The sequence below is a fragment of the Pedococcus bigeumensis genome (genome assembly GCF_039531795.1).
In the GTDB taxonomy this organism is placed as follows: domain Bacteria; phylum Actinomycetota; class Actinomycetes; order Actinomycetales; family Dermatophilaceae; genus Pedococcus; species Pedococcus bigeumensis.
In genome coordinates, this window is the sequence record NZ_BAAAQS010000005.1 from 628,608 (window position 1) to 648,848 (window position 20,241).

17 protein-coding genes are annotated in these 20,241 nt (G+C 70.7%); 9 read left to right on the forward strand and 8 right to left on the reverse strand.

All coding sequences use genetic code 11. The annotated features are described in order from the left end of the window. The first annotated feature begins 33 nt into the window (after nucleotides 1-33). On the forward strand, nucleotides 34-960 hold the full coding sequence (locus ABD262_RS18610; RefSeq protein ID WP_344139431.1) for an ABC transporter ATP-binding protein: 927 nt from the start codon (nucleotides 34-36) through the stop codon (nucleotides 958-960). After that, complete coding sequence (locus ABD262_RS18615) at nucleotides 957-2,570, forward strand: ABC transporter permease (protein ID WP_344139434.1); 1,614 nt, start codon at nucleotides 957-959, stop codon at nucleotides 2,568-2,570. The genes ABD262_RS18610 and ABD262_RS18615 overlap by 4 nt, the downstream gene beginning before the upstream one ends. Here the strand turns inward: ABD262_RS18615 and ABD262_RS18620 are convergent, their stop codons facing one another. Further along, complete coding sequence (locus ABD262_RS18620; RefSeq protein WP_344139437.1) at nucleotides 2,571-3,698, reverse strand: mannose-1-phosphate guanylyltransferase; 1,128 nt, start codon at nucleotides 3,696-3,698, stop codon at nucleotides 2,571-2,573. Between the two features lie 100 nt (nucleotides 3,699-3,798). On the opposite strand from ABD262_RS18620, the gene ABD262_RS18625 reads away from it, so the two are divergent. The 6 genes from ABD262_RS18625 (at nucleotide 3,799) to ABD262_RS18650 (ending at nucleotide 9,823) form a co-directional block, all read left to right on the forward strand. After that, nucleotides 3,799-4,968, forward strand: coding sequence for a glycosyltransferase family 4 protein (locus ABD262_RS18625; RefSeq protein ID WP_344139440.1), 1,170 nt, complete (start codon nucleotides 3,799-3,801; stop codon nucleotides 4,966-4,968). Nucleotides 4,969-5,099: 131 nt separating this feature from the next. Next, nucleotides 5,100-5,477, forward strand: a complete 378-nt coding sequence (gene sdhC, locus ABD262_RS18630) for a succinate dehydrogenase, cytochrome b556 subunit (RefSeq protein WP_344139442.1) — start codon at nucleotides 5,100-5,102, stop codon at nucleotides 5,475-5,477. 16 nt (nucleotides 5,478-5,493) lie between these two features. Beyond that, nucleotides 5,494-5,964 (forward strand): succinate dehydrogenase hydrophobic membrane anchor subunit, encoded by a 471-nt coding sequence (locus ABD262_RS18635; protein WP_344139445.1) that lies wholly within the window; start codon nucleotides 5,494-5,496, stop codon nucleotides 5,962-5,964. Between the two features lie 37 nt (nucleotides 5,965-6,001). Beyond that, nucleotides 6,002-7,777, forward strand: coding sequence for a succinate dehydrogenase flavoprotein subunit (sdhA, locus tag ABD262_RS18640; RefSeq protein WP_344139448.1), 1,776 nt, complete (start codon nucleotides 6,002-6,004; stop codon nucleotides 7,775-7,777). After that, complete coding sequence (locus ABD262_RS18645) at nucleotides 7,777-8,544, forward strand: succinate dehydrogenase iron-sulfur subunit (protein WP_344139451.1); 768 nt, start codon at nucleotides 7,777-7,779, stop codon at nucleotides 8,542-8,544. Before sdhA ends, ABD262_RS18645 begins: the two co-directional genes overlap by 1 nt. A 13-nt stretch (nucleotides 8,545-8,557) precedes the next feature. Next, nucleotides 8,558-9,823 carry a D-alanyl-D-alanine carboxypeptidase family protein gene (locus tag ABD262_RS18650; RefSeq protein ID WP_344139455.1) on the forward strand — a complete coding sequence of 422 codons (1,266 nt, stop codon included), beginning with the start codon at nucleotides 8,558-8,560 and terminating at the stop codon, nucleotides 9,821-9,823. A gap of 63 nt (nucleotides 9,824-9,886) precedes the next feature. On the opposite strand, the gene ABD262_RS18655 is transcribed toward ABD262_RS18650, so the two are convergent. Genes ABD262_RS18655 through ABD262_RS18685 form a run of 7 tightly spaced genes read right to left on the reverse strand, consistent with a single transcriptional unit; the run spans nucleotide 9,887 to nucleotide 17,971 of the window. Further along, nucleotides 9,887-10,969, reverse strand: coding sequence for a YihY/virulence factor BrkB family protein (locus ABD262_RS18655; RefSeq protein ID WP_344139458.1), 1,083 nt, complete (start codon nucleotides 10,967-10,969; stop codon nucleotides 9,887-9,889). Nucleotides 10,970-10,971: 2 nt separating this feature from the next. Next, complete coding sequence (locus ABD262_RS18660; protein ID WP_344139464.1) at nucleotides 10,972-11,487, reverse strand: 2'-5' RNA ligase family protein; 516 nt, start codon at nucleotides 11,485-11,487, stop codon at nucleotides 10,972-10,974. A 38-nt stretch (nucleotides 11,488-11,525) separates the two neighbouring features. Then, nucleotides 11,526-12,557, reverse strand: coding sequence for a tryptophan--tRNA ligase (gene trpS, locus ABD262_RS18665; protein WP_425564904.1), 1,032 nt, complete (start codon nucleotides 12,555-12,557; stop codon nucleotides 11,526-11,528). Between the two features lie 4 nt (nucleotides 12,558-12,561). Beyond that, the gene (locus ABD262_RS18670) at nucleotides 12,562-14,715 is read right to left on the reverse strand and encodes an alpha-galactosidase (protein WP_344139469.1); all 2,154 of its coding nucleotides are present in this window, start codon (nucleotides 14,713-14,715) and stop codon (nucleotides 12,562-12,564) included. Beyond that, entirely contained in the window at nucleotides 14,712-15,644 is a 933-nt protein-coding gene (locus ABD262_RS18675) for a carbohydrate ABC transporter permease (protein ID WP_344139472.1), read from the reverse strand. The genes ABD262_RS18670 and ABD262_RS18675 overlap by 4 nt, the downstream gene beginning before the upstream one ends. Continuing rightward, entirely contained in the window at nucleotides 15,641-16,591 is a 951-nt protein-coding gene (locus tag ABD262_RS18680) for a carbohydrate ABC transporter permease (protein ID WP_344139475.1), read from the reverse strand. The genes ABD262_RS18675 and ABD262_RS18680 overlap by 4 nt, the downstream gene beginning before the upstream one ends. 27 nt (nucleotides 16,592-16,618) lie before the next feature. Then, nucleotides 16,619-17,971 carry an ABC transporter substrate-binding protein gene (locus tag ABD262_RS18685; RefSeq protein WP_344139478.1) on the reverse strand — a complete coding sequence of 451 codons (1,353 nt, stop codon included), beginning with the start codon at nucleotides 17,969-17,971 and terminating at the stop codon, nucleotides 16,619-16,621. Nucleotides 17,972-18,250: 279 nt separating this feature from the next. On the opposite strand from ABD262_RS18685, the gene ABD262_RS18690 reads away from it, so the two are divergent. After that, a complete protein-coding gene (locus ABD262_RS18690) occupies nucleotides 18,251-20,239 on the forward strand; it encodes a beta-galactosidase (RefSeq protein ID WP_344139481.1) in 1,989 nt (662 codons plus the stop codon). The last annotated feature ends 2 nt before the right edge of the window (nucleotides 20,240-20,241 follow it).

The following is a 20,241-nucleotide window of genomic DNA, read 5'->3' on the forward strand; positions in this document are numbered from 1 at the left end:
AGAGATTTCTGAAAACAGTGTATGGTGGGCGCCATGGCTCCTGTCATCGAGGCCGTCGGCCTCATCAAGAAGTTCGGCACCACGACCGCCCTCGACGGCCTCGACCTGACCGTCCACGAGGGCGAGGTCCATGGCTTCCTCGGCCCCAACGGCGCCGGGAAGTCGACGACCATCCGGGTCCTGCTCGGCCTGTTGCGCTCCGACGGCGGCACTGTGCGGCTGCTCGGCCGTGACCCGTGGAAGGACGCCACCGAGCTGCACCGCCAGCTCGCCTACGTGCCCGGCGACGTCGTGCTCTGGCCCAACCTCACCGGCGGCGAGGTCATCGACCTGCTCGGCCGGCTCCGGGGCGGGGTCGACGACACCCGACGCGCCGAGCTCCTCGAGGCCTTCGAGCTCGACCCCACGAAGAAGGGCCGCTCCTACTCCAAGGGCAACCGGCAGAAGGTCGCCCTCGTCGCGGCGCTCGCGTCCGACGTCCCGCTGCTCGTCCTCGACGAACCCACCTCGGGGCTGGACCCGTTGATGGAGAGGGTCTTCCAGGATCACCTGGCCCGCGTGCGCGCCGAGGGGCGCACCGTCCTGCTGTCGAGCCACATCCTCTCCGAGGTCGAGACCGCCGCCGACCGGGTGAGCATCGTGCGCGCAGGCCGGATCGTCGACTCCGGCACCCTCGCCGACCTGCGCCACCTCACCCGCACCAGCATCACCGCCACCCTCGCGCGGCCGGTCACGGTGACCGAGGCGCAGGGCTGGCCGGGGGTCGACTCCGCCCGCCAGGACCGCGAGCGGATCGTGCTGTCCGTGGAGACCAGCGCGGTGGGTGAGGTGCTCGGTCGGCTGGGCGACCACGGCATCGAGGCGGTGACCTGCCAGCCGCCGACCCTGGAGGAGCTGTTCCTGTCGCAGTACCACGACGCCATCCCCGACAGCACAATCAGGGCGGAGGTGTCGGCATGACGTCGTCCGCAGGCGCCGGCCTGACGTCGTTCGCCGGCACCGGCGCGCTCCTGCGGCTCGCCTGGCGGCGGGACCGGTGGGTCATCACGACCGCCGCGCTCCTCATGGCGGCCACCGCCTATGCCTCGATGGCAGCGACCCTCGACCTCTACTCCGACCCCGCACAGGCAGCCGCCGGGGCCAAGGTGATGGCGGACAACCCGTCGCTCACCGCGTTGTACGGACCGCTGCCCTCCTTGACCTCCGAGGGCATCGGCGTCCTCAAGACGATCATGATGGGCAGCCTGTTCAGCGCCTTCCTGGCCTTCGCCATCGTGCGACGGCACACCCGCACCGAGGAGGAGGAAGGGCGCTTCGAGCTCGTCGCCGGCGGGGTCGTCGGGCGACGTGCGCCCCTGGCTGCCGCGGTCGGCCTCGCGCTCCTGGCCGTGGTCGGCACCGCCGCGCTGTCCAGCCTCAGCCTGCTGCCCACCGGCGTCGACCTGACCGGCTCGCTGGCGTTGGGTGCGGTCGAGGTCGTCGCCGGTCTCGTGATGACCGGCATCACCGCCGTGGCGGTGCAGCTGACCTCGACCACGCGGGGTGCCGGCGGCATCGCCATCGCGGCGCTCGGCCTGGCCTTCGCCCTGCGCGCCATGGCCGACACGTCCACGGGCCGGGGGCAGGACCTCGTGAACGCCTCCTTCCTGGGCTGGGCGGAGCAGGTCAGTCCGTTCGGCGCGAACCGCCTGTGGTGGCTCGTCCCCGCCGCCGTCCTGACGGCACTCCTCCTCGTCGTCGCCGACGTCCTGCTCCAGCGGCGCGACCTCGGCGCGGGCCTGTGGGCCGCCCGACCCGGCCCGGCCCGCGCCGCCGCGTCGCTGGGCTCACCGCTCGGCCTCGCGTGGCGGCTGCAGCGCGGGTCGCTGCTCGGCTGGACCCTCGGGTATGCCGTGCTCGGCCTCGTCGTCGGCAGCATCGCGAGCTCGGTCAACCAGATCGTGGACAGCCCCGGGATCGAGGAGATGTTCCGCAAGATGAGCGGGGGCCAGGGCTCGATCCTCGACGTCTTCTTCGGTGCCGAGCTGCGGTTCATGTCCGTGGGGGCCGCCGCCTACGGGATCTCGACGACGCTGCGCCTGCGGTCCGAGGAGGGCAGCGGACGCGGGGAGGTTGTCCTCGCGACCCGCGTCAGCCGGTGGCAGTGGCTGGCCAGCCACGCCGTCGTCGCGGCCGCCGGGTCGGTCTGGCTGCTCACGGTGGTCGGGGTCGCCGCCGGACTGGCGGCGGGGTCGGCCACCAGCAGCGGCATCGCCCAGCTGCTGCCGGCCGCCCTCGCGACGGCGCCGGCCGTCCTCGTGTGCGTGGCCCTCACCGTGCTCCTGTTCGGGCTGCTCCCGCGCTGGTCGGCCCTGGCCTGGGGGCTGTTGACCCTGTTCGTGCTCCTGGGTGAGTTCGGGGCGCTGCTCTCGTTGCCGTCCTGGGCGTTGGGCCTGTCGCCGTTCGACCACCTGGGCAGCCTGCCGGGTGGCGAGGCGAACGCCGCCGGGCTGGTCTGGCTGACGGCGCTGGCGGCCCTGGTCGGCGCCGTCGGCTTCACGGCCTTCCGCCGCCGCGACCTCGCCGCCTGATCAGAGGAGGTCGGTGCGGCCCTCGGCGCGCAGCGCGTCGACGACGGCCTTCACGTCCTGGGCGCGTTCGCGCGACATCACGAGCAGCGCGTCCGGGGTGTCGACCACGACCACGTCGTCGAGCCCGACGACCGCGACCACCCGGTCGCCCCCTGGGACGACGACCCCACCGCCGTCGACGACCCGCACGGCCGAGGCGTCCCCCAGGACCCGCACCCCCGGCATACCGTCGGCGTCGCGGAGCAGGGCCCCCAGCGACCTGAAGTCACCCACGTCGTCCCAGCCGAAGCCACCGGGCACGACCGCGACCCGGCCCTCGGCGGCCGCCGGCTCGGCGACGGCGTGGTCGATCGCGATCTTGTCCAGGCCCGGCCACACCTCGGTCAGGCTCGAGGGGTCTGCGGCGAGCGCCCGCAGCCCGGCCGCGAGCTCGGGGTGCCACTGCGCCAGCAGGTCGAGCAGCACGGTCGCCCGCACCACGAACATCCCGGCGTTCCAGCGGAACCGCCCCGTGGCGAGGTACTCCTCCGCCCGCGCGCGCTCCGGCTTCTCCACGAACTGCGTCACCGTGTGCACTGCGCCCGGGGTCGCCACCGCACCCTGCGCCCACGGCTCGCCCAGCTCGATGTAGCCGAACCCGGTGGACGGATGGGTCGGCTCGATGCCGATCGTGACGACGTACCCCTGCTCGGCGGCGGCCACCGCCGTGGTCACGCACGCCCGGAACGCCTCCTCGTCGGCGATCACGTGGTCGGCCGCGAACGACCCGAGCACGGCCGACGGGTCGCGCGCCTCGAGCACGGCGGCGGCCCAGCCGATGGCGGCCATCGAGTCGCGCGGCGCCGGTTCGGCGAGCAGCTGGTCGGCCGGCAGCTCGGGCAGCTGGGCCGACACGGCAGCCCGGTGGGCGACCCCGGTGACCACCAGCACGCGTGAGCCGGTCAGCGGGACCAGCCGGTCCCACGTGGACTGGAGCAGGGAGCGGCCGGTGCCCGTGAGGTCGTGCAGGAACTTGGGCGAGGCGGCCCTCGACAAGGGCCACAGCCTCGTGCCCGCCCCACCCGCCGGGATCACCGCCCAGAAGTGCTCGTTGCTTGTTGCAGCCTCGTTCGCCGCCGCCGATGACATGGCCGGAACGCTAGCCCACCCACCAGCCGGTCACCTGCCGCTCACCCGACACACCCCCGCCCGTGGCCGTTCCCTCACCGTGGGTGCGGACGCTGGAGTCGTGCGAGTCGCCATCGTGACGGAGTCCTTCCTCCCCCACCTCAACGGCGTGACGACCAGCGTCTGCCGGGTGGTCGAGTGCCTGCGCGACGGCGGCCACGAGGTGGTCGTCGTCGCCCCCCGACCGGCCCCGACCAGCTACGCCGGGTATGCCGTGCTCGGCTTGGCGTCGGTCCCGGTGCGGCAGTTCCCGGTCGGGCTCCCGCTCGGCGGTGAGGTGGAGACGCTGCTGCGCGGCTTCGCCCCCGACGTGGTGCACGTGGCGTCGCCGTTCGTCCTCGGCGCGAGTGCCCTGTCGGCAGCCGACCGGCTCGGGCTCCCCGCGGTGGCGGTCTACCAGACCGACCTGCCGAGCTACCTCCGGCAGCACGGCCCCGGCGCCGTGGGGCGGGGTGCGGCGCGAGCGGCGTGGCGCTGGATCCGCCGGATGCACGAGCTCGCCGACCTCACCCTGGCCCCCTCCTGCGCGACGCTGGCCGAGCTCCGCGCCCACGACGTCCCCCGCGTGACGCTCTGGGCGAGGGGGGTCGACGCGGGGCAGTTCCACCCGGGGTGGCGGCTCGACGCGGGGACGGTCGCCCTGCGCCGCTCGCTGGCCCCCGACGGCCAGGTGCTCGTCGGCTACGTCGGGCGACTGGCTCCCGAGAAGGAGCTCCAGCGCCTCACCGCGCTCGCGGGGGTGCCCGGGCTGCGGGTGGTGCTCGTCGGTGACGGCCCCACCCGCGGCCAGGACGGCGCCGCCCTCGCCACCGCCGGGGTCGACGCCGTCTTCCTCGGATGCCGGGAGGGCGACGACCTCGCTCGGGCGTATGCCGCGGTCGACGTCTTCGTGCACACCGGCACCCGGGAGACCTTCGGGCAGACGCTCCAGGAGGCGGCCGCGACCGGGCTGCCCGTCGTGGCACCGGCCCGGGGCGGCCCCCTCGACCTGGTCGACCACTCCCGCACCGGGCTGCTGTTCGACCCCGATGACCCGACGTCGTTGCGCGACGCGGTCACCCACCTCGCCGGCGACCGGGTCAAGCGTGAGGCGATGGGCGAGGCAGGGCGCGCCCAGGTGGCCGGCCGGTCGTGGGCCGGGCTCACCGACCAGCTGCTGGGGCACTACGCCGCCGCCCGACGTCGGCGGGCGCTCGCGGGTGCGCCGGCGACGCGGCATACCCGCGGGTAACCGGACCTGTCTGCTTTCTCACAGCGGGGGCGTTCACGGTCCGCGCGGGCGGGCCGATAACCTGACGGGCGTACTACGGCCCTCGACGCTGGACGACGACTGCCGTGACATCGCTTCGAAAGGGACGCGCAGTGGCGCAGGCAGCCAACGGGACCCTCTACCGCGGCCGCGAAGGCATGTGGTCGTGGGTGGCCCACCGCATCAGCGGCGTACTCCTCTTCCTCTTCCTCTTCGCGCACGTGCTCGACACGGCGCTCGTCAGGGTCTCCCCCGACGCCTACAACGAGGTGATGGGGGCCTACAAGAACCCCGTGGTCGGGCTCGGTGAGGCCGGCCTCGTCGCCGCGGTGATCTTCCACGCGCTCAACGGCCTGCGCATCATCGCCGTCGACTTCTGGTCCAAGGGCCCGAAGTACCAGCGACAGCTCTTCTGGGCGGTCGTCGTCGGTTTCGTCGTGCTCTTCGCGCCCTTCGCGATCCGGCACCTGACCATCGTGTTCACGCACTGAGAGGCCGGGGGAGCTCATGAGCGCCACCACCGAGACCAACTACCACGCCGGCCCCGACGCCGTCTCCAAGAAGAAGTCGCGCTACCGCCGCGTCTCCAAGGGCCGGGGCAACTTCGAGCTCTGGTCGTGGGTCTTCATGCGGGCCAGCGGCGTGCTGCTGCTCGTCCTCGTCTTCGGCCACCTGTTCGTCAACCTGATGCTGGGCGAGGGCATCCACGGCATCGACTTCGCCTTCGTGGCCGGCAAGTGGAGCAGCCCGTTCTGGCAGACCTGGGACATGTTGATGCTCTGGCTCGCCGAGCTGCACGGGTTCAACGGGGTCCGCACGATCATCAACGACTACACCGAGAAGGACCGCACGCGCTGGATCCTCAAGGGTCTGCTCGTGGCCAGCGCGCTGCTCGTCATGGTGCTGGGCACCTTGGTGATCTTCACGTTCGACCCGTGCCTCGACCCCTCCTCCACCCTCTCCGTGTGCACCCGATGACCCCGGACGACCCTGAAACGCTAAGGAATCAGCACTGATGCAGACGCACAAGTACGACGTCGTCATCGTCGGGGCCGGCGGCGCAGGCATGCGTGCCGCGCTCGAGTCGAGCACTCGCACCCGCACGGCGGTGTTGACCAAGCTCTACCCGACCCGCTCCCACACCGGCGCGGCCCAGGGCGGCATGTGTGCCGCCCTCGCCAACGTCGAGGAGGACAACTGGGAGTGGCACACCTTCGACACCGTCAAGGGCGGCGACTACCTCGTCGACCAGGACGCTGCCGAGATCATGTGCCGCGAGGCCATCGACGCAGTCATCGACCTGGAGAAGATGGGGCTGCCGTTCAACCGCACCCCTGAGGGCAAGATCGACCAGCGCCGCTTCGGGGGGCACACCCGCAACCACGGTGAGGCCGCCGTCCGCCGGTCGTGCTTCGCGGCGGACCGCACGGGACACATGATCCTGCAGACGCTCTACCAGAACTGCGTGAAGCAGGGCGTGGAGTTCTACAACGAGTTCTACGTCCTCGACCTGCTCATGAACACCGGCCACGATGGCATCGAGCACACCGCCGGCGTCGTCGCCTACGAGCTGGCCACGGGTGAGCTGCACGTGTTCCAGGCCAAGTCGGTCGTCTTCGCGACCGGCGGCACCGGCAAGGTGTTCAAGACGACCTCGAACGCCCACACCCTCACCGGCGACGGCATGGGTGTGGCGTTCCGGCGCGGGATCCCGTTGGAGGACATGGAGTTCTTCCAGTTCCACCCGACAGGTCTCGCCGGTCTGGGCATCCTGCTGTCCGAGGCAGCCCGTGGCGAGGGTGGCATCCTGCGCAACGCCGACGGCGAGCGCTTCATGGAGCGCTACGCCCCCACCATCAAGGACCTGGCGCCCCGCGACATCGTCGCGCGGTCGATGGCCAACGAGGTCCGCGAGGGTCGCGGCGCCGGCCCCAACAAGGACTACGTGCTGCTCGACCTGACCCACCTCGAGCCGGCGCACATCGATGCCAAGCTGCCCGACATCACCGAGTTCGCGCGGACCTACCTCGGCGTCGAGCCGTACACCGAGCCGGTGCCGGTCTACCCGACCGCGCACTACGCGATGGGTGGCGTGCCGACCAACGTCGAGACCGAGGTGCTGCGCAACAACACCGACATCGTCCCCGGCCTCTTCGCGGCCGGCGAGGTCGCCTGCGTGTCCGTGCACGGGTCCAACCGCCTCGGCACCAACAGCCTCTTGGACATCAACGTCTTCGGGCGCCGGGCCGGCATCGCGGCCGCGGAGTATGCCGCCAACGCGCCGTTCGTGGACCTGCCGGCCAACCCCGCCGGGCTCGTGGAGGGCATGGTCGAGACGATCCGCACCCGCGAGAGCGGAGAGCGCGTCGCCGACCTGCGGCGCGCCCTGCAGGAGACGATGGACCGCAACGTCCAGGTGTTCCGCACCGAGGCCTCGATGAAGGAGGCCCTCGGCGTCATCGACGAGCTCAAGGAGCGCTACGCCGCGGTCGTCGTGCAGGACAAGGGCAAGCGCTACAACACCGACCTGCTCGAGGCCGTCGAGCTCGGCTTCCTCATCGAGCTGGCCGAGGTCATCACGCTCGGCGCGCTGGCCCGCAAGGAGTCGCGCGGCGGCCACTTCCGCGAGGACTACGAGTCCCGCGACGACGTGAACTTCATGCGTCACACGATGGCCTACCGCGCGCCCGTCACCGATGTCGAGCAGGGCCCCAGGTTCGCGGACGAGGTCCGCCTCGACTACAAGCCCGTGACCGTCACCCGCTACCAGCCGATGGAGCGCAAGTACTGATGACCGCCACCGCAGAGAAGGCCACGACCGGCGACTCCCCCAAGCCGGGAGCCGTGCCGTCGTTCACCGTCACGCTCAGGATCGCGCGCTTCGACCCCGAGCAGGACAGCGAGCCGCACTGGGAGAGCTACGAGGTCACCTCGCACGCCACCGACCGCGTGCTGGACGCGCTGCACCAGATCAAGTGGGACCAGGACGGCTCGCTGTCGTTCCGCCGCTCCTGCGCCCACGGCGTGTGCGGGTCGGACGCGATGCGGATCAACGGCAAGAACCGGCTCGCCTGCAAGACGCTGATCAAGGACGTCAACCCCGACAAGCCGATCACTGTCGAGCCGATCAAGGGCCTCCCGGTCGAGAAGGACCTCATCGTCGACATGGAGCCGTTCTTCGACGCCTACCGCGAGGTGATGCCGTTCCTCATCACCGAGGGCAACGAGCCGACGCGCGAGCGGATCCAGAGCCAGGCCGACCGCGACCGGTTCGACGACACGACCAAGTGCATCCTGTGCGCGGCCTGCACGACGAGCTGCCCGGTCTTCTGGAACGACGGCCAGTACTTCGGCCCCGCCGCCATCGTCAACGCCCACCGGTTCATCTTCGACAGCCGCGACGACGGCGGCACGCAGCGGCTCGAGATCCTCAATGACAAGGAGGGGGTGTGGCGCTGCCGCACCACCTTCAACTGCACCGACGCCTGTCCTCGTGGCATCGAGGTGACCAAGGCGATCCAGGAAGTGAAGCGCGCGCTCCTGACTTCGCGGTTCTAGCCCCTTGGCCCTCGTGACAGCGTCGTCGCGCGCGCTCCTCGCTCCCCTGGTGGTGTCGGTGGCGCTCTCGCTGGGTGCCGCGGTCACGGGGTCGGCCGGTGCGGCGACCACGCCGAAGCCGACCCCGACCGTCACGACGAAGACGCTGCCGGTGCCGAGGGCGACCGTGGAGCCGCTGTCGTCGATCGGCGGCCCGGAGCTGGCCTCGATGGCGGTTGTCACCGAGCTGCCCGCCGGCGTGCCGGCGCCGCCGGAGCTCAAGGACGTGGCGTGGGTGCTGGCCGACCTCGACTCGGGGAAGGTCGTCGCGGCCAAGGCCGCCCACGCCCGCCTGCTCCCCGCAAGCACGTTGAAGACGCTCACGGCGCTCACCCTGATCCCGAAGGTCCCGGCGACCCGCACGGTCGTCGCGACGCAGCAGGACGCGAACGCCGACGGCACCCGGGTCGGCATCGTGCCCGGGCTCCCCTACACGGGACGCCAGCTCTTCCAGGGCCTGTTGATGTCGTCAGGCAACGACGCGGCCTACGCGCTGGCCGAGGCCGGTGGCGGACGCGAGGCGACCCTGGCCGCGATGAACGAGCACGCGGCATACCTGGGGGCGCACGACACGGTCGCCAAGGATCCGTCCGGGCTGGACGCCCCGGGCCAGACCTCGAGCGCCTACGACCTGGCCCTGATCGGGCGGGCAGCGTTGGAGCTGAAGGACTTCCGCAGCTACGTCACGACCAAGGAGGTCGACTTCCCGGGTCGGGTCGATCCCAAGACCAAGAAGCGGACGACGTACAAGATCCAGAACCACAACAAGCTCCTCTACAACTACGAGGGCACCATCGGCATCAAGAACGGCTACACCGAGAAGGCCAACCGCACCTTCATCTCGGCCGTGACCCGCGGCGGGCGGACCTACCTGCTCAGCGAGATGTACGGGCTGGACTCGTCGTGGCGACCGCAGGCCGCGATGTACGACTGGGCGTTCGCGTACGGCGACCGGGCGGGGGCCGTGGGCGAGCTCGTCGCGCCCGGCACCGTCGCCGCGCCGCCCCGCCCGCTGCCGAGCACCTCCCCCACCCTGCAGCCGACCGCCGCCGCGGCGGCACCGGCAGCGGGCGCCGCAGCCGGGGCTGCCTCCCGCGAGCCGGGGCCGTCGGCCCGGCCGCGCACCTGGCGCGACACCGCGGGCCTGGCCAGCTCGACCGTCGTGCTCCTGGCCCTCACCCTCGTGGTCCGGGCCCGACGGCGCGTGGTCAGGGCGCGTAGCGCCGCCCGGCACCGCTGATCCCAGCCGGGCCACGCCGGGCACTGGCGAGCCGACACCGCCGGCCCTCGTGCCGCCGGACGGTCACCGCCGGCGGAGCAGGCTCCGTATGCCGCGGCCGATCGAGCCGAGCGCGACTGCACCCACCGCACCGAGCACCGCTCCCGCGGCGACACTCGTGCGGTCGGCGGCGCGCTGTCCGAAGGTGGGCAGTCCCGCGTCGGTGCGCTCACGGATCGTGACCAGGGACTCGGTGTCGGGGCCCTCGACGAGCTTGTCGACCTGACCGGCACTCAGGCCGGGGACCGTCACACCGGTCTCGAGGTCGTTGGCCGCCCAGGCGGCGGAGATCAGGATCACCCGCGACATGAAGTTCAGCCACACGAGCAGGCCGACGACGAGCGCGAACCCGAGGTAGAGCTTGTTGCCGGTCGTGCTCGAGATGAGCAGCGCGCCGAAGGTCTTGAGGAGGGTCAGCCCGATCCCGCCGAAGATCGCGCCGTGTCGCACCGCCCGCCAGGGCAGGTGGATCCCCGAGAGGACGCGCAGCATCACCGCCACGATCGACCCGTCGAGGACGACACCGACGACGAAGGCCACGACGGTCAGGACCCACCCCTGGCCGCCCAGGCCGAGGTGGTCGGCCACCCACGAGGCCGTGGAGCCGGCGACGGCGCCGACCGCCGCCGAGAGCAGGATCGCCACGCCCAGCAGGAGCAGCACCCCGAGGTCACGGAGCTTGGCCAGCACGGCGTTGCCGGATGACGGGCCCACGCCGAAGATGGCGCGGATGCCCTCGCGCAGCGCGCCGAGCCAGCCGGTGCCGGCCAGCACGAGGCCGACGACGGAGACGACACCCTGCACCGACAGGGCAGCGCCGGTCGGCACCGTGACGTCGATGACACCGTCGGGCTGGTCGGGCGTCTTGACGAAGCCGGGCAGCAGGTTGTTGATGGCGTCCTTGGTGTCGGCGAGCAGCTGGGGCTGGCTGCGCAGCACGATCCCGAACACGGTGAAGGCCAGGAGCACCGCGGGGAAGACCGAGAAGAACGCGAAGTAGCCGACGCCACCGGCGATGAGGTTGCCGCGGTGGTCGCCGTAACGCTTCCAGGCCCGCCAGACGGGGGTCGCCTGGAACCGCGCCCACCACCCCTTGAGCGTCTGCACCGTCAGGCCCCGTCCAGCTCGAACGACCGCACCGGGCGCCAGACGCCGTCGGCTCCGTGCTCGTAGAGGTGGAAGTCGGTCACCTCGAAGGTGCACTCGAAGTCGGCCAGGTCGCGGAAGGCACGGTCGAGGTTGTCCTCGGAGACGTGGTGGGCCACCGTCACGTGCGGGTGGTAGTAGAAGTCGAGCTTGCGCTTGAGGGGCCCGCGCCGCACCGACTTCTCGAGCAGCTCGCAGTCGGCGAGGCCGCCGGACACCTGGACGAACACGACCGGCGAGATCGGCCGGAAGGTGCCAGTGCCCCGCAGGACCATCGGGAACGAATGTCCTTGGGCTGCAACGTCTTCGAGGTGCTGGACCACATCGGACAGGTCGTCGCCGTCCACCTCGGTCGGGGGCAGCAGCGTGACGTGCGTGGGGATCGAGTCGGCCAAGGGGTCGCCGAACGAAGCACGCTTGGCCTGGAGCATCTCCGCGTGCGGCGACGGGATGGCGATGGACACACCGATGGTGGGCACGACGGCGACCCTACCCAACGCTCTTGGACCGCGCCGTCTCAGCGGGCACTGGGCAGCAGTCCCGCGGCAGCGCGCACGCGAGCCATCGTGGCCTGTGCGACCTCGCGAGCGCGGTCGGCACCGTCGGCGAGGATCCGGTCGAGCTCGGCCGGGTCGTCGAGCAGCTCGGCCATCCGCTGCTGGAACGGCGTGAGGCGGTCGACCACCACCTCGGCCACCTCCTTCTTGAGGTCGCCGTAGCCACGACCCGCGAAGGACGCCGCGACCTCCTCGACGGGGACGCCGGAGAGCACCGAGTGGATGACGAGCAGGTTGGAGACGCCCGGCTTGGTCTCGGGGTCGTAGCGCACCTCGCCATCGGTGTCGGTCACGGCGGAGCGGATGTTCTTGGCGATCCGGGCAGGGTCCTGCATCAGGTCGATCAGGCCCTTGGGCGACGACCCGGTCTTGCTCATCTTCGACGTCGGGTCCTGGAGGTCCATGATCTTGGCGGCGCCCTTGACGATGTACGCGTCCGGCACCACGAGGGTCTCGCCGAACCGGGTGTTGAACCGCTCCGCCAGGTCACGGGTGATCTCGAGGTGCTGGCGCTGGTCCTCCCCGACCGGCACGTAGGCCGCGTCGTACATGAGGATGTCGGCGGCCATGAGCATGGGGTAGGTGAGCAGCCCGACGTTGGCGTTCTGGCCCTTGGCGACCTTGTCCTTGAACTGCGTCATCCGCCGGGCCTCGCCGTCGCCGGTGAGGCAGTTCATCACCCAGCCGAGCTCGGCGTGCTCGGTGACGTGGCTCTGGCAGAACACCGCGGAGGTCTTGGGGTCGACCCCGCCCGCGAGGTACTGGGCCGCTGTCACCCGGGTGCGCTGCCGCAGCACGGCCGGTTCGGTCGGCACGGTGAGCGCGTGCAGGTCGGCGACGAAGTAGTAGGCGTCGAACTCGTCCTGCAGCTTCACCCAGTTGACCAGCGCCCCGAGGTAGTTGCCGAGGTGCAGGGAGTCGCTGGTCGGCTGCATCCCGGACAGGATCCGGGGCAGCGCAGCGGGAGCGGACGATTCAGGCATGCCCGTCATTCTGTCAGGTCAGGTGCAGGAGGAAACCTTGGGCGGGGGCGAGCACGGGGAGGGCCAACCCGACCTGTCCCAGCGCGGCCCCGCTGACCCGCAGGCCCGCCCCGAGGGCGTCATCCCACCAGCGCGGTCCGCGCACCTGGGTCACCGCGGGCAGGCCCGCCTCCGGCCGGACCCGCACCGTGTAGGTCTGCGCTGGGTCGAGCCCGGGGAGGGTGAGGAGGCCGGGCGCCACCGACGGGCCGGTCTGGGTCCGCAGGACCGTGTATGCCGCCTGCTCACCGCCCGGCGCGACGGTGCCCGTCACGAGCAGCCCCTGCTCCTCGGGGAGGTCGGCGCGCACGAGGTCACCGGTGTGCAGCAGCGGGCGCAGCTCGCGGTACAACCCGGACCAGGCGGTCAGCGCGGTCAGCTCGTCGGGGGTGCACCCGGTGATGTCCCACTCCAGGCCCGCGTGGCCCTGGAGCGCCAGCAGCATCCGGAAGGACAGGTCGAGCGTGCGGTGGGTGGTGTGTGCGGTCGCCGGGCCGACGTGCGTGCCCATCAGCTCGGCCGGCACGAGCAGGGAGGTCCACCGCTGGATCTGGGCGCGCTCGAGCGCGTCGTTGCAGTCGCTCGTCCAGATCCGGTCGGTGCGGGCCAGGACGCCGAGGTCGACCCGCGCGCCCCCGCTCGAGCACGACTCGATCTCGAGCGCGGGGTGGGCGGCCCGGAGCCGGTCGAGGAGGGCGTAGAACGCGGTCGTCTGGGCGTGCACGGCCGGCCGGTCGACCCCGTCGGGGCCGGTGCGCAGGGCCTCGTGCAGGTCGCGGTTGTGGTCCCACTTGACGAAGTCGATGCCGAGGTCGCCGACGAGCGCACTGATCTGCTGCTCGACGTGCGCGGCCGCAGCGGGGTTGGCGAGGTCGAGGACGTGCTGCTGCCGGGACGGACGCGGGTGACCGGCCTGCGGGCCGAGGACCCAGTCGGGGTGGGCGCGCACCAGGTCGGAGTCGAGGTTGACCATCTCGGGCTCGAACCACAGCCCGAACTCCATGCCCCGGCTCTTGACGTGCTCGACGAGGGGGGTGAGCCCCTCCGGCCACGCGTCGGTGGACACCACCCAGTCACCGAGCCCGCTGGTGTCGTCGCGGCGGCTGCCGAACCAGCCGTCGTCGAGGACGAACCGCTCGACGCCGATGCCGGCCGCCGTGTCGGCGAGCTGCTTCAGGCGGTCGAGGTCGTGGTCGAAGTAGACCGCCTCCCAGGTGTTGAGCACCAAGGGCCGCGGGTCGTTGCTGTGGGCGGCGGTGCTGCGCTGGCTCCGGTGCAGCCTGCGGGACAGCCCGTCGAGGCCGTCGGTGGCGTGGACGAACACGACGTCGGGCGCCGTGTAGGTCTCCCCGGGCGCGAGCCGCACCTCGCCGGGCTCGAGCAGCTCCCCACCGCCGAGCACGGCGGCGTGGACGCCCGCGCCCTCGGGGAGCCGTTCGGTGAGGTGCTCGTGGTTGCCGCTCCACGCGACGTGGACCGACCAGACCTCGCCGGCGCGGAAGCCGAAGCCGGCCGTGCCGACGGTCAGCAGCAAGGTGGCGTCGTGACCGGTGCGACCCCGGCGGGAGGCGCGCAGGTGGGTGCCGTCCTGGAGGACCGAGCGTTGGGGTGAGCGCTCACGACACCAGCGTCCGGTCAGGTCGAGCACCTCGGTGGCACGGGACGGGAGCGGGAGCAGTGCCCGCAGCGCGCCCACGTCGAGGACCGTCCCCTCGGCGTCGCCGCCGGTGTTCGTCAGCGAGGTCGACACCCGCAGCACGCCGTGCTCGTCGAAGGCGTGCCGCAGCACGACCTCGGTCCGACCGTCGCTCGCGGTGGTGACCAGCGCCCGGTCACCGTCCGAGCGGGTGGTGACGCCCCACCGGGCGGCGGCCGCGCCACCGCCTCGGTGCGCGGCATACCCGGGGGTGCCCATCCAGCCGTCACCGCTGGTGGGCAGCACGGTCAACGGCCACGGCTCGTCGAGGGCGTTGTGCGGCACGGGGCCGACCACGAGGCCCGGCAGCTCGGACACCACGGCGTCCGGCAGGTCGGCGCCCCAGTGGAGCACCCTCGGGAGGCCTCCCCCCGAGGTGTCGAGGACGAGGCAGGTGCCAGCGGACCGGAGGGTTGCGGTCGGCAACGTCATCCCTTGGTTGCTCCCAGGGTCAGGCCTGCGACGAACTGCTTCTGCAGGAGGAAGAAGACGATCAGGGTGGGCAGGGCGATGACCACGGAGCCGGCCGCCACCAGGTTGTTGTCGGTGAAGAACTGTCCGCGCAGGTTGTTGATCGAGCTCGTCACGGGGTACTTGTCGCCCGACTGGAGCAGCACCGTCGCCCAGAAGAACTCGTTGTAGATCCAGGTCACCTCGAGGGTGGCCAGCGCGGCGAGCGGGGGGCGGCACAGCGGCAGCGTGAGCTGGAAGAACTGGCGCAGCACGCCGGCCCCGTCGACCACGGCCGACTCGTAGAGCTCGCGGGGCAGCGTCTTCATGTAGTTGGAGAGCACGAACGTGCAGAACCCGGTCTGGAAGGCCACGTTGACGAGGATCAGGCCCCAGTACGAGTTGAGCAGGGTGCCCGAGTCGCTGACCCAGAACGGCACCTCGATGGCGCGGAACATCCGGTAGACCGGGATGAGCAGGGCCTGGGGCGGCAGCAGGTTCGCCGCGGTGAAGAGCCCGAGCAGGGCGAGGTTGAACTTGAACGAGAACCGCGCGACCACGAACGCCACGCAGCTCGACAGGAAGAGCGTGAGCAGCACGGCGGGCACCGTGATGTAGGCCGAGTTGAGCATGGTGTGGGAGAAGTTGGCCTGTTCCCACGCGTTCTTGTAGTTGGCCAGCGTGAACCCGCCGAAGGACAGGTAGCCGTGCTTCGACGTGTAGGCGTAGTCCCGGAAGCTGTTGAGCACGGCGTAGGCGACCGGGAAGATCCAGACGAGCGCGACGACGGCCAGGAAGACCTGGATGCCGCGGTTGCCCTTCTTGGACCCGGCGCCCTGGGGACGCTTGTTGCCCAACGGGTTCCGGAGTTTCGGCGCCACCACCTGGGGCGCCTCGCTGCTGGCAGTCATCGCTGCTCCCTCATGACGATCCGTAGGTAGATGACGATGAAGATGGAGGAGATGACGAGCATGAAGGTGGCGAGGGCCGAGCCGAAGCCGATCCGGCTGGCCTCCCCCACGATGTTGCTCGTCACGAGGGTCGAGATCAGCTCGAGGCCGTTGCGGCCCTTGTTGATGACCCAGACCAGGTCGAAGGCCCGCAGCGACTCGATCACGGTGACCACGAGCACGATGATGTTGATCGGGAACATCACGGGGAAGACGACCTTGAAGAACGTGGTCCGCTCGTTGGCCCCGTCGACCTTGGCCGCCTCGCGCAGCGTCGGGTCGACGCCCTTCAGCCCGGCCAGGTAGAGCAGCATGATGTAGCCGACGTGTCGCCAGCTCGAGGCCACCAGGGCTGCCCAGAGGTTGTAGCGGGTGTCGCCGTACCAGTCGATCGAGCCGCCGGTGATCTGGTTGATGAAACCCTGGTCACGGCTGTAGATGAGCTGCCAGATGAAACCGACCAGGGCCAGCGACAGCACCACCGGCAGGTAGATCGCGGTCTGGTAGATCCGCGAACCGCGCACCTCCCGGTCGAGCAGGATCGCGAGGAACATCCCGATCGGGGTGGCGATGAAGAACATCACGGCCAACCAGATCAGGTTGTGCTGGAGCGCCGGCACGAACGGTGGGTAGATCGTCAGGACGTCCTTGTAGTTCTGGAGTCCCACGACCTTGGCCGAGGAGATCGGGCCGATCCCGTCCCAGTTGGTGAAGGAGAGCAGGACCGACCCGACCGCCGGCACGACGACGAGCCACAGCACCAACAGCGTCGGCACCACGATCATCAAGCTGACCACGACCCGGTCGACCGGGCTGAGGTGGTCGATCCCCTTGTACTTGGAGCGCCCAGGCTTCGAGCGCCCGGGCTTGCTGGGCTTGGTCTCTCGTGGTGCGGTACGTGTCGGCACGGTGGCTCCTCGGCGTCGTCGCGGGCGTCAGCTCGCGAAGATGCTCTTCTTCTGCTTCTCGATGTTGTTGACCAGTCCGTCGATGTCCTTCGGGTTCTTGAGGAAGGACTGGATGGCGGGGATCATCACCGTCGATGCGAAGTCGGGCCGGGTGTCCCGGTCCATGAACTGGGCGATCGACTTGGCCTGCGAGACGAACTCGACCGACTTCTTCTGCAGCGAGGTGTATGCCGCCTTGTCGGCCTGGTCGTTCGTCGCGATGACGCTCGGGTCGGCCTTGACGACGATGTTCTGCGCCGCGGCGGAGCCGACGTAGCCGAGCAGCTTCTTGGCACCGGCCTCGTTCTTCGGACGCTTGGCCATCATGTAGCCGTCGATGGGCGCCTCGATGGCGTCCGCGCCGATGGTGGAGTCGATCTCCGGGAAGTTGAAGAAGGTGAGGTCCTCCTGCTCCGCCCCCTTGGCGAACTGCTGGGCGACGAAGGAGCCGAGCAGGTAGGTGCCGGCCTTCTTCTGCTGGAGCGCCTGCGCGGCCTCCTGCCAGGTGCGTCCGAGCGAGTCGGGCTGGTGGTACTCGAGCAGCCCGGCCCAGGTGTCGAAGACCTTCTTGACCTTGTCGCCGTTCCAGGCCTCCTTGCCGGCCATCAGGCTGACGTGGAAGTCGTAGCCGTTGACGCGCAGGTTGAGCTGGTCGAAGGTGCCCATCGCGGGCCAGCCGTCCTTGTCGCCGAAGGCGATCGGGACCAGGCCGTCCTTCTTCATCTGCGTGCCGAGCGTCTTGAACTCGTCGAGCGTCTTGGGCTCGGTGTAGCCGTGCTGCTCGAAGACGCTCTTGCGGTAGAACATCGCCCACGGGTAGTAGGTCGACGGCACGAAGTACTGCTTGCCGTCGTCCCCGGTCGAGGACTTCTTGAGCGCGTCGGACATCCCGGCGCCGGACAGGTCCTTCCAGACGTCCGAGACGTCACCGGCGAGGCCCTTGGAGGCGAAGAACCGCATCCGGTAGCCCGCGAACCACATCCAGACGTCGTCGGGCGAGCCCTGGAGGTAGTTGTTGATGTTCTCCTGGAACGAGTTGTGGTCGATCGTGTTGACCTTGGCCGTCAGGCCGGCGTTGGCCTTCTGGAAGGCGTCCATGACGGCCTGGATCGCAGCCTTCGGGACGGCGTCCGACTGGTTGGAGCCGACGGTCACGGTGCCCTTGGCGGCACCTGTGGTGCCGCCGTCGCCGCCGCCGCCACAGGCGGACAGCAGCGTCGGGGCGGCGAGGAGGGTGCCGGCGCCGAGGGCGCCGCGGAGCAGGGTCCGACGGCTCACACCGCGGACAGAGTCGGGGACGAGGCGGGCGAGGTACTCGGCCTCGGAGGCGGGGCGGGACATGCGGTCTCCTTTGAACGCGAATTGCACCGGCGTGGTGAGGACGATCATCTCGACAGATTCGATCAAAAACCACCAACAAAACACGAGGATGACCGGCCACAGCCACGGCTGTCAACCCTTTCCCAGAACCGTTCCGAATCGTTGTCAGAGAACGAGATTGGCTCAACCACAACCTTTCAACGTTGTAAACACGGTTGCCGCCCGAAGCGCTCCCGTCCGCCGGCAGCAAGTGTTGATTTTTGTTGACATGGGTTCCTGAGCGGCGCAACACTGTCGCCCATGCGTCAGTGGCCGACAGACCGGATCGCCTTCGGGGGCGACTACAACCCTGAGCAGTGGCCCCGTGAGGTGTGGGCCGAGGACATGGAGCTCATGCGGGAGTCCGGCGTCTCGTTCGTGACGCTGGGCGTCTTCTCGTGGTCGTGGCTCGAGCCGGCCAAGGGCGAGTACGACTTCGGCTGGCTCGACGACATCATGGGCCTGCTCCACGAGAACGACATCGCGGTCGACCTCGCCACCGCCACCGCCACCCCGCCCCCGTGGCTGTCCGCGGAGCACCCCGAGATCCTGCCCGTCGACCACGAGGGGCGGACCCTCTGGCCGGGCAGCCGCCAGGCCTGGTGCCCGAGCTCACGCGTCTACCGCGAGCACGCGCTGGCCCTCACCACCCAGCTGGCGCAGCGCTACCACGACCACCCCGCCCTGGCCCTGTGGCACGTCTCGAACGAGTACGCCTGCCACAACATCCCCTGCTACTGCGACACCTGCGCCGCCGGGTTCCGGGTCTGGCTGGTGCGCCGCTACGCAGGGCTCGACCGCCTGAACGACGCCTGGGGCACCGCCTTCTGGAGCCAGCGCTACACCGACTGGGAGCAGGTCCTGCCGCCGCGGCTCACGACGACCTTCGCGAACCCGACCCACGAGCTCGACTACAAGCGCTTCCAGTCCGACACCCTGCTCGACTTCCACCGCAGCGAGAAGGCCATCCTCAACGACCTCTCGCCGGGGGTGCCGGTGACGACCAACTTCATGACGCTCGCGCACTTCGACCACCTCGACTACCACCAGTGGGCGCCCGACCAGGACATCGTGAGCACCGACCACTACGTCGTGGCCACCCTCGAGCACCCCCGTGCCGAGCTCGCCTTCAGCGGCGACCTCACCCGGGGTCTGGCCGGTGGCGCTCCCTGGCTGCTGATGGAGCACTCCACCAGCGCCGTGAACTGGCAGCCGGTCAACCCGGCGAAGGACCCCGGCCAGACAATGCGCGACAGCATCGCCCACGTGGCGAGGGGCGCTGACACCATCGGCTTCTTCCAGTGGCGGCAGTCCCGGTCGGGGTCCGAGAAGTTCCACTCCGCCCTGGTCCCCCACGCCGGTCGCGACAGCGCGCGGTTCCGCGAGGTCTGCGAGCTCGGTGCGCTGGCTGGACGGCTCGGGGCGCTCAAGGGCGCCCGGGTCGAGGCCGACGTCGCGATCCTGTGGGACTACCAGGCCCAGTGGGCCGCCCACGGACCCGCGATGCCGTCCAGCGAGCTGCGCTACCCCACGACCGCCCACGCCATCCACCGCGTGCTGCGCGACCAGGGTGTCACGGCCGACGTGGTGCACCCGAGTGCCGACCTCACGGCATACCGGGTCGTGGTGGTGCCCACCCTCTACCTGGTGACCGACGAGCACGCGGCGGCCATCGCCGCGGCCGCGGAGGCCGGCGCCCAGGTGCTGGTCACCTTCTTCTCCGGCATCTCCACCGAGGACGACCACGTGCGGCTCGGCGGCTACCCCGGCGCCTTCCGCGACCTGCTCGGCGTCCGCGTCGAGGAGTTCTTCCCGTTGATGCCGGGTGAGACCGTCGCGCTCGCCGGGGGCGGCGCCGGACGGCTGTGGAGCGAGGACGTCACCGCCGTCGACAGCGAGGTGCTCGACCGGTATGCCGCGGGCCCCCTGGCCGGACGACCCAGCCTCACCCGTCGCGTCACCGGGGACGGCGCGGCGTGGTACCTCAGCACGCTCCCCGACGACTCCGCACTGGCGGACCTCCTCGCCCGGGTCACCCGGGCCGGCGGGGTCTCCCCGGTCGCCGACGTCCCACCCGGCGTCGAGGCCACCCGCCGCAGCGGCGCCGAGGGCTCGTGGCTGTTCCTGATCAACGACACCGGCAACCCCCAGCAGGTGGCCGTGAGCGGCCATGATGTGGTGGCTGATGGCCCGGTGGGGCCAACCGTCACCCTCGCGCCGGGTGGCGTCGCCGTCGTCAGGGAGGACTGATC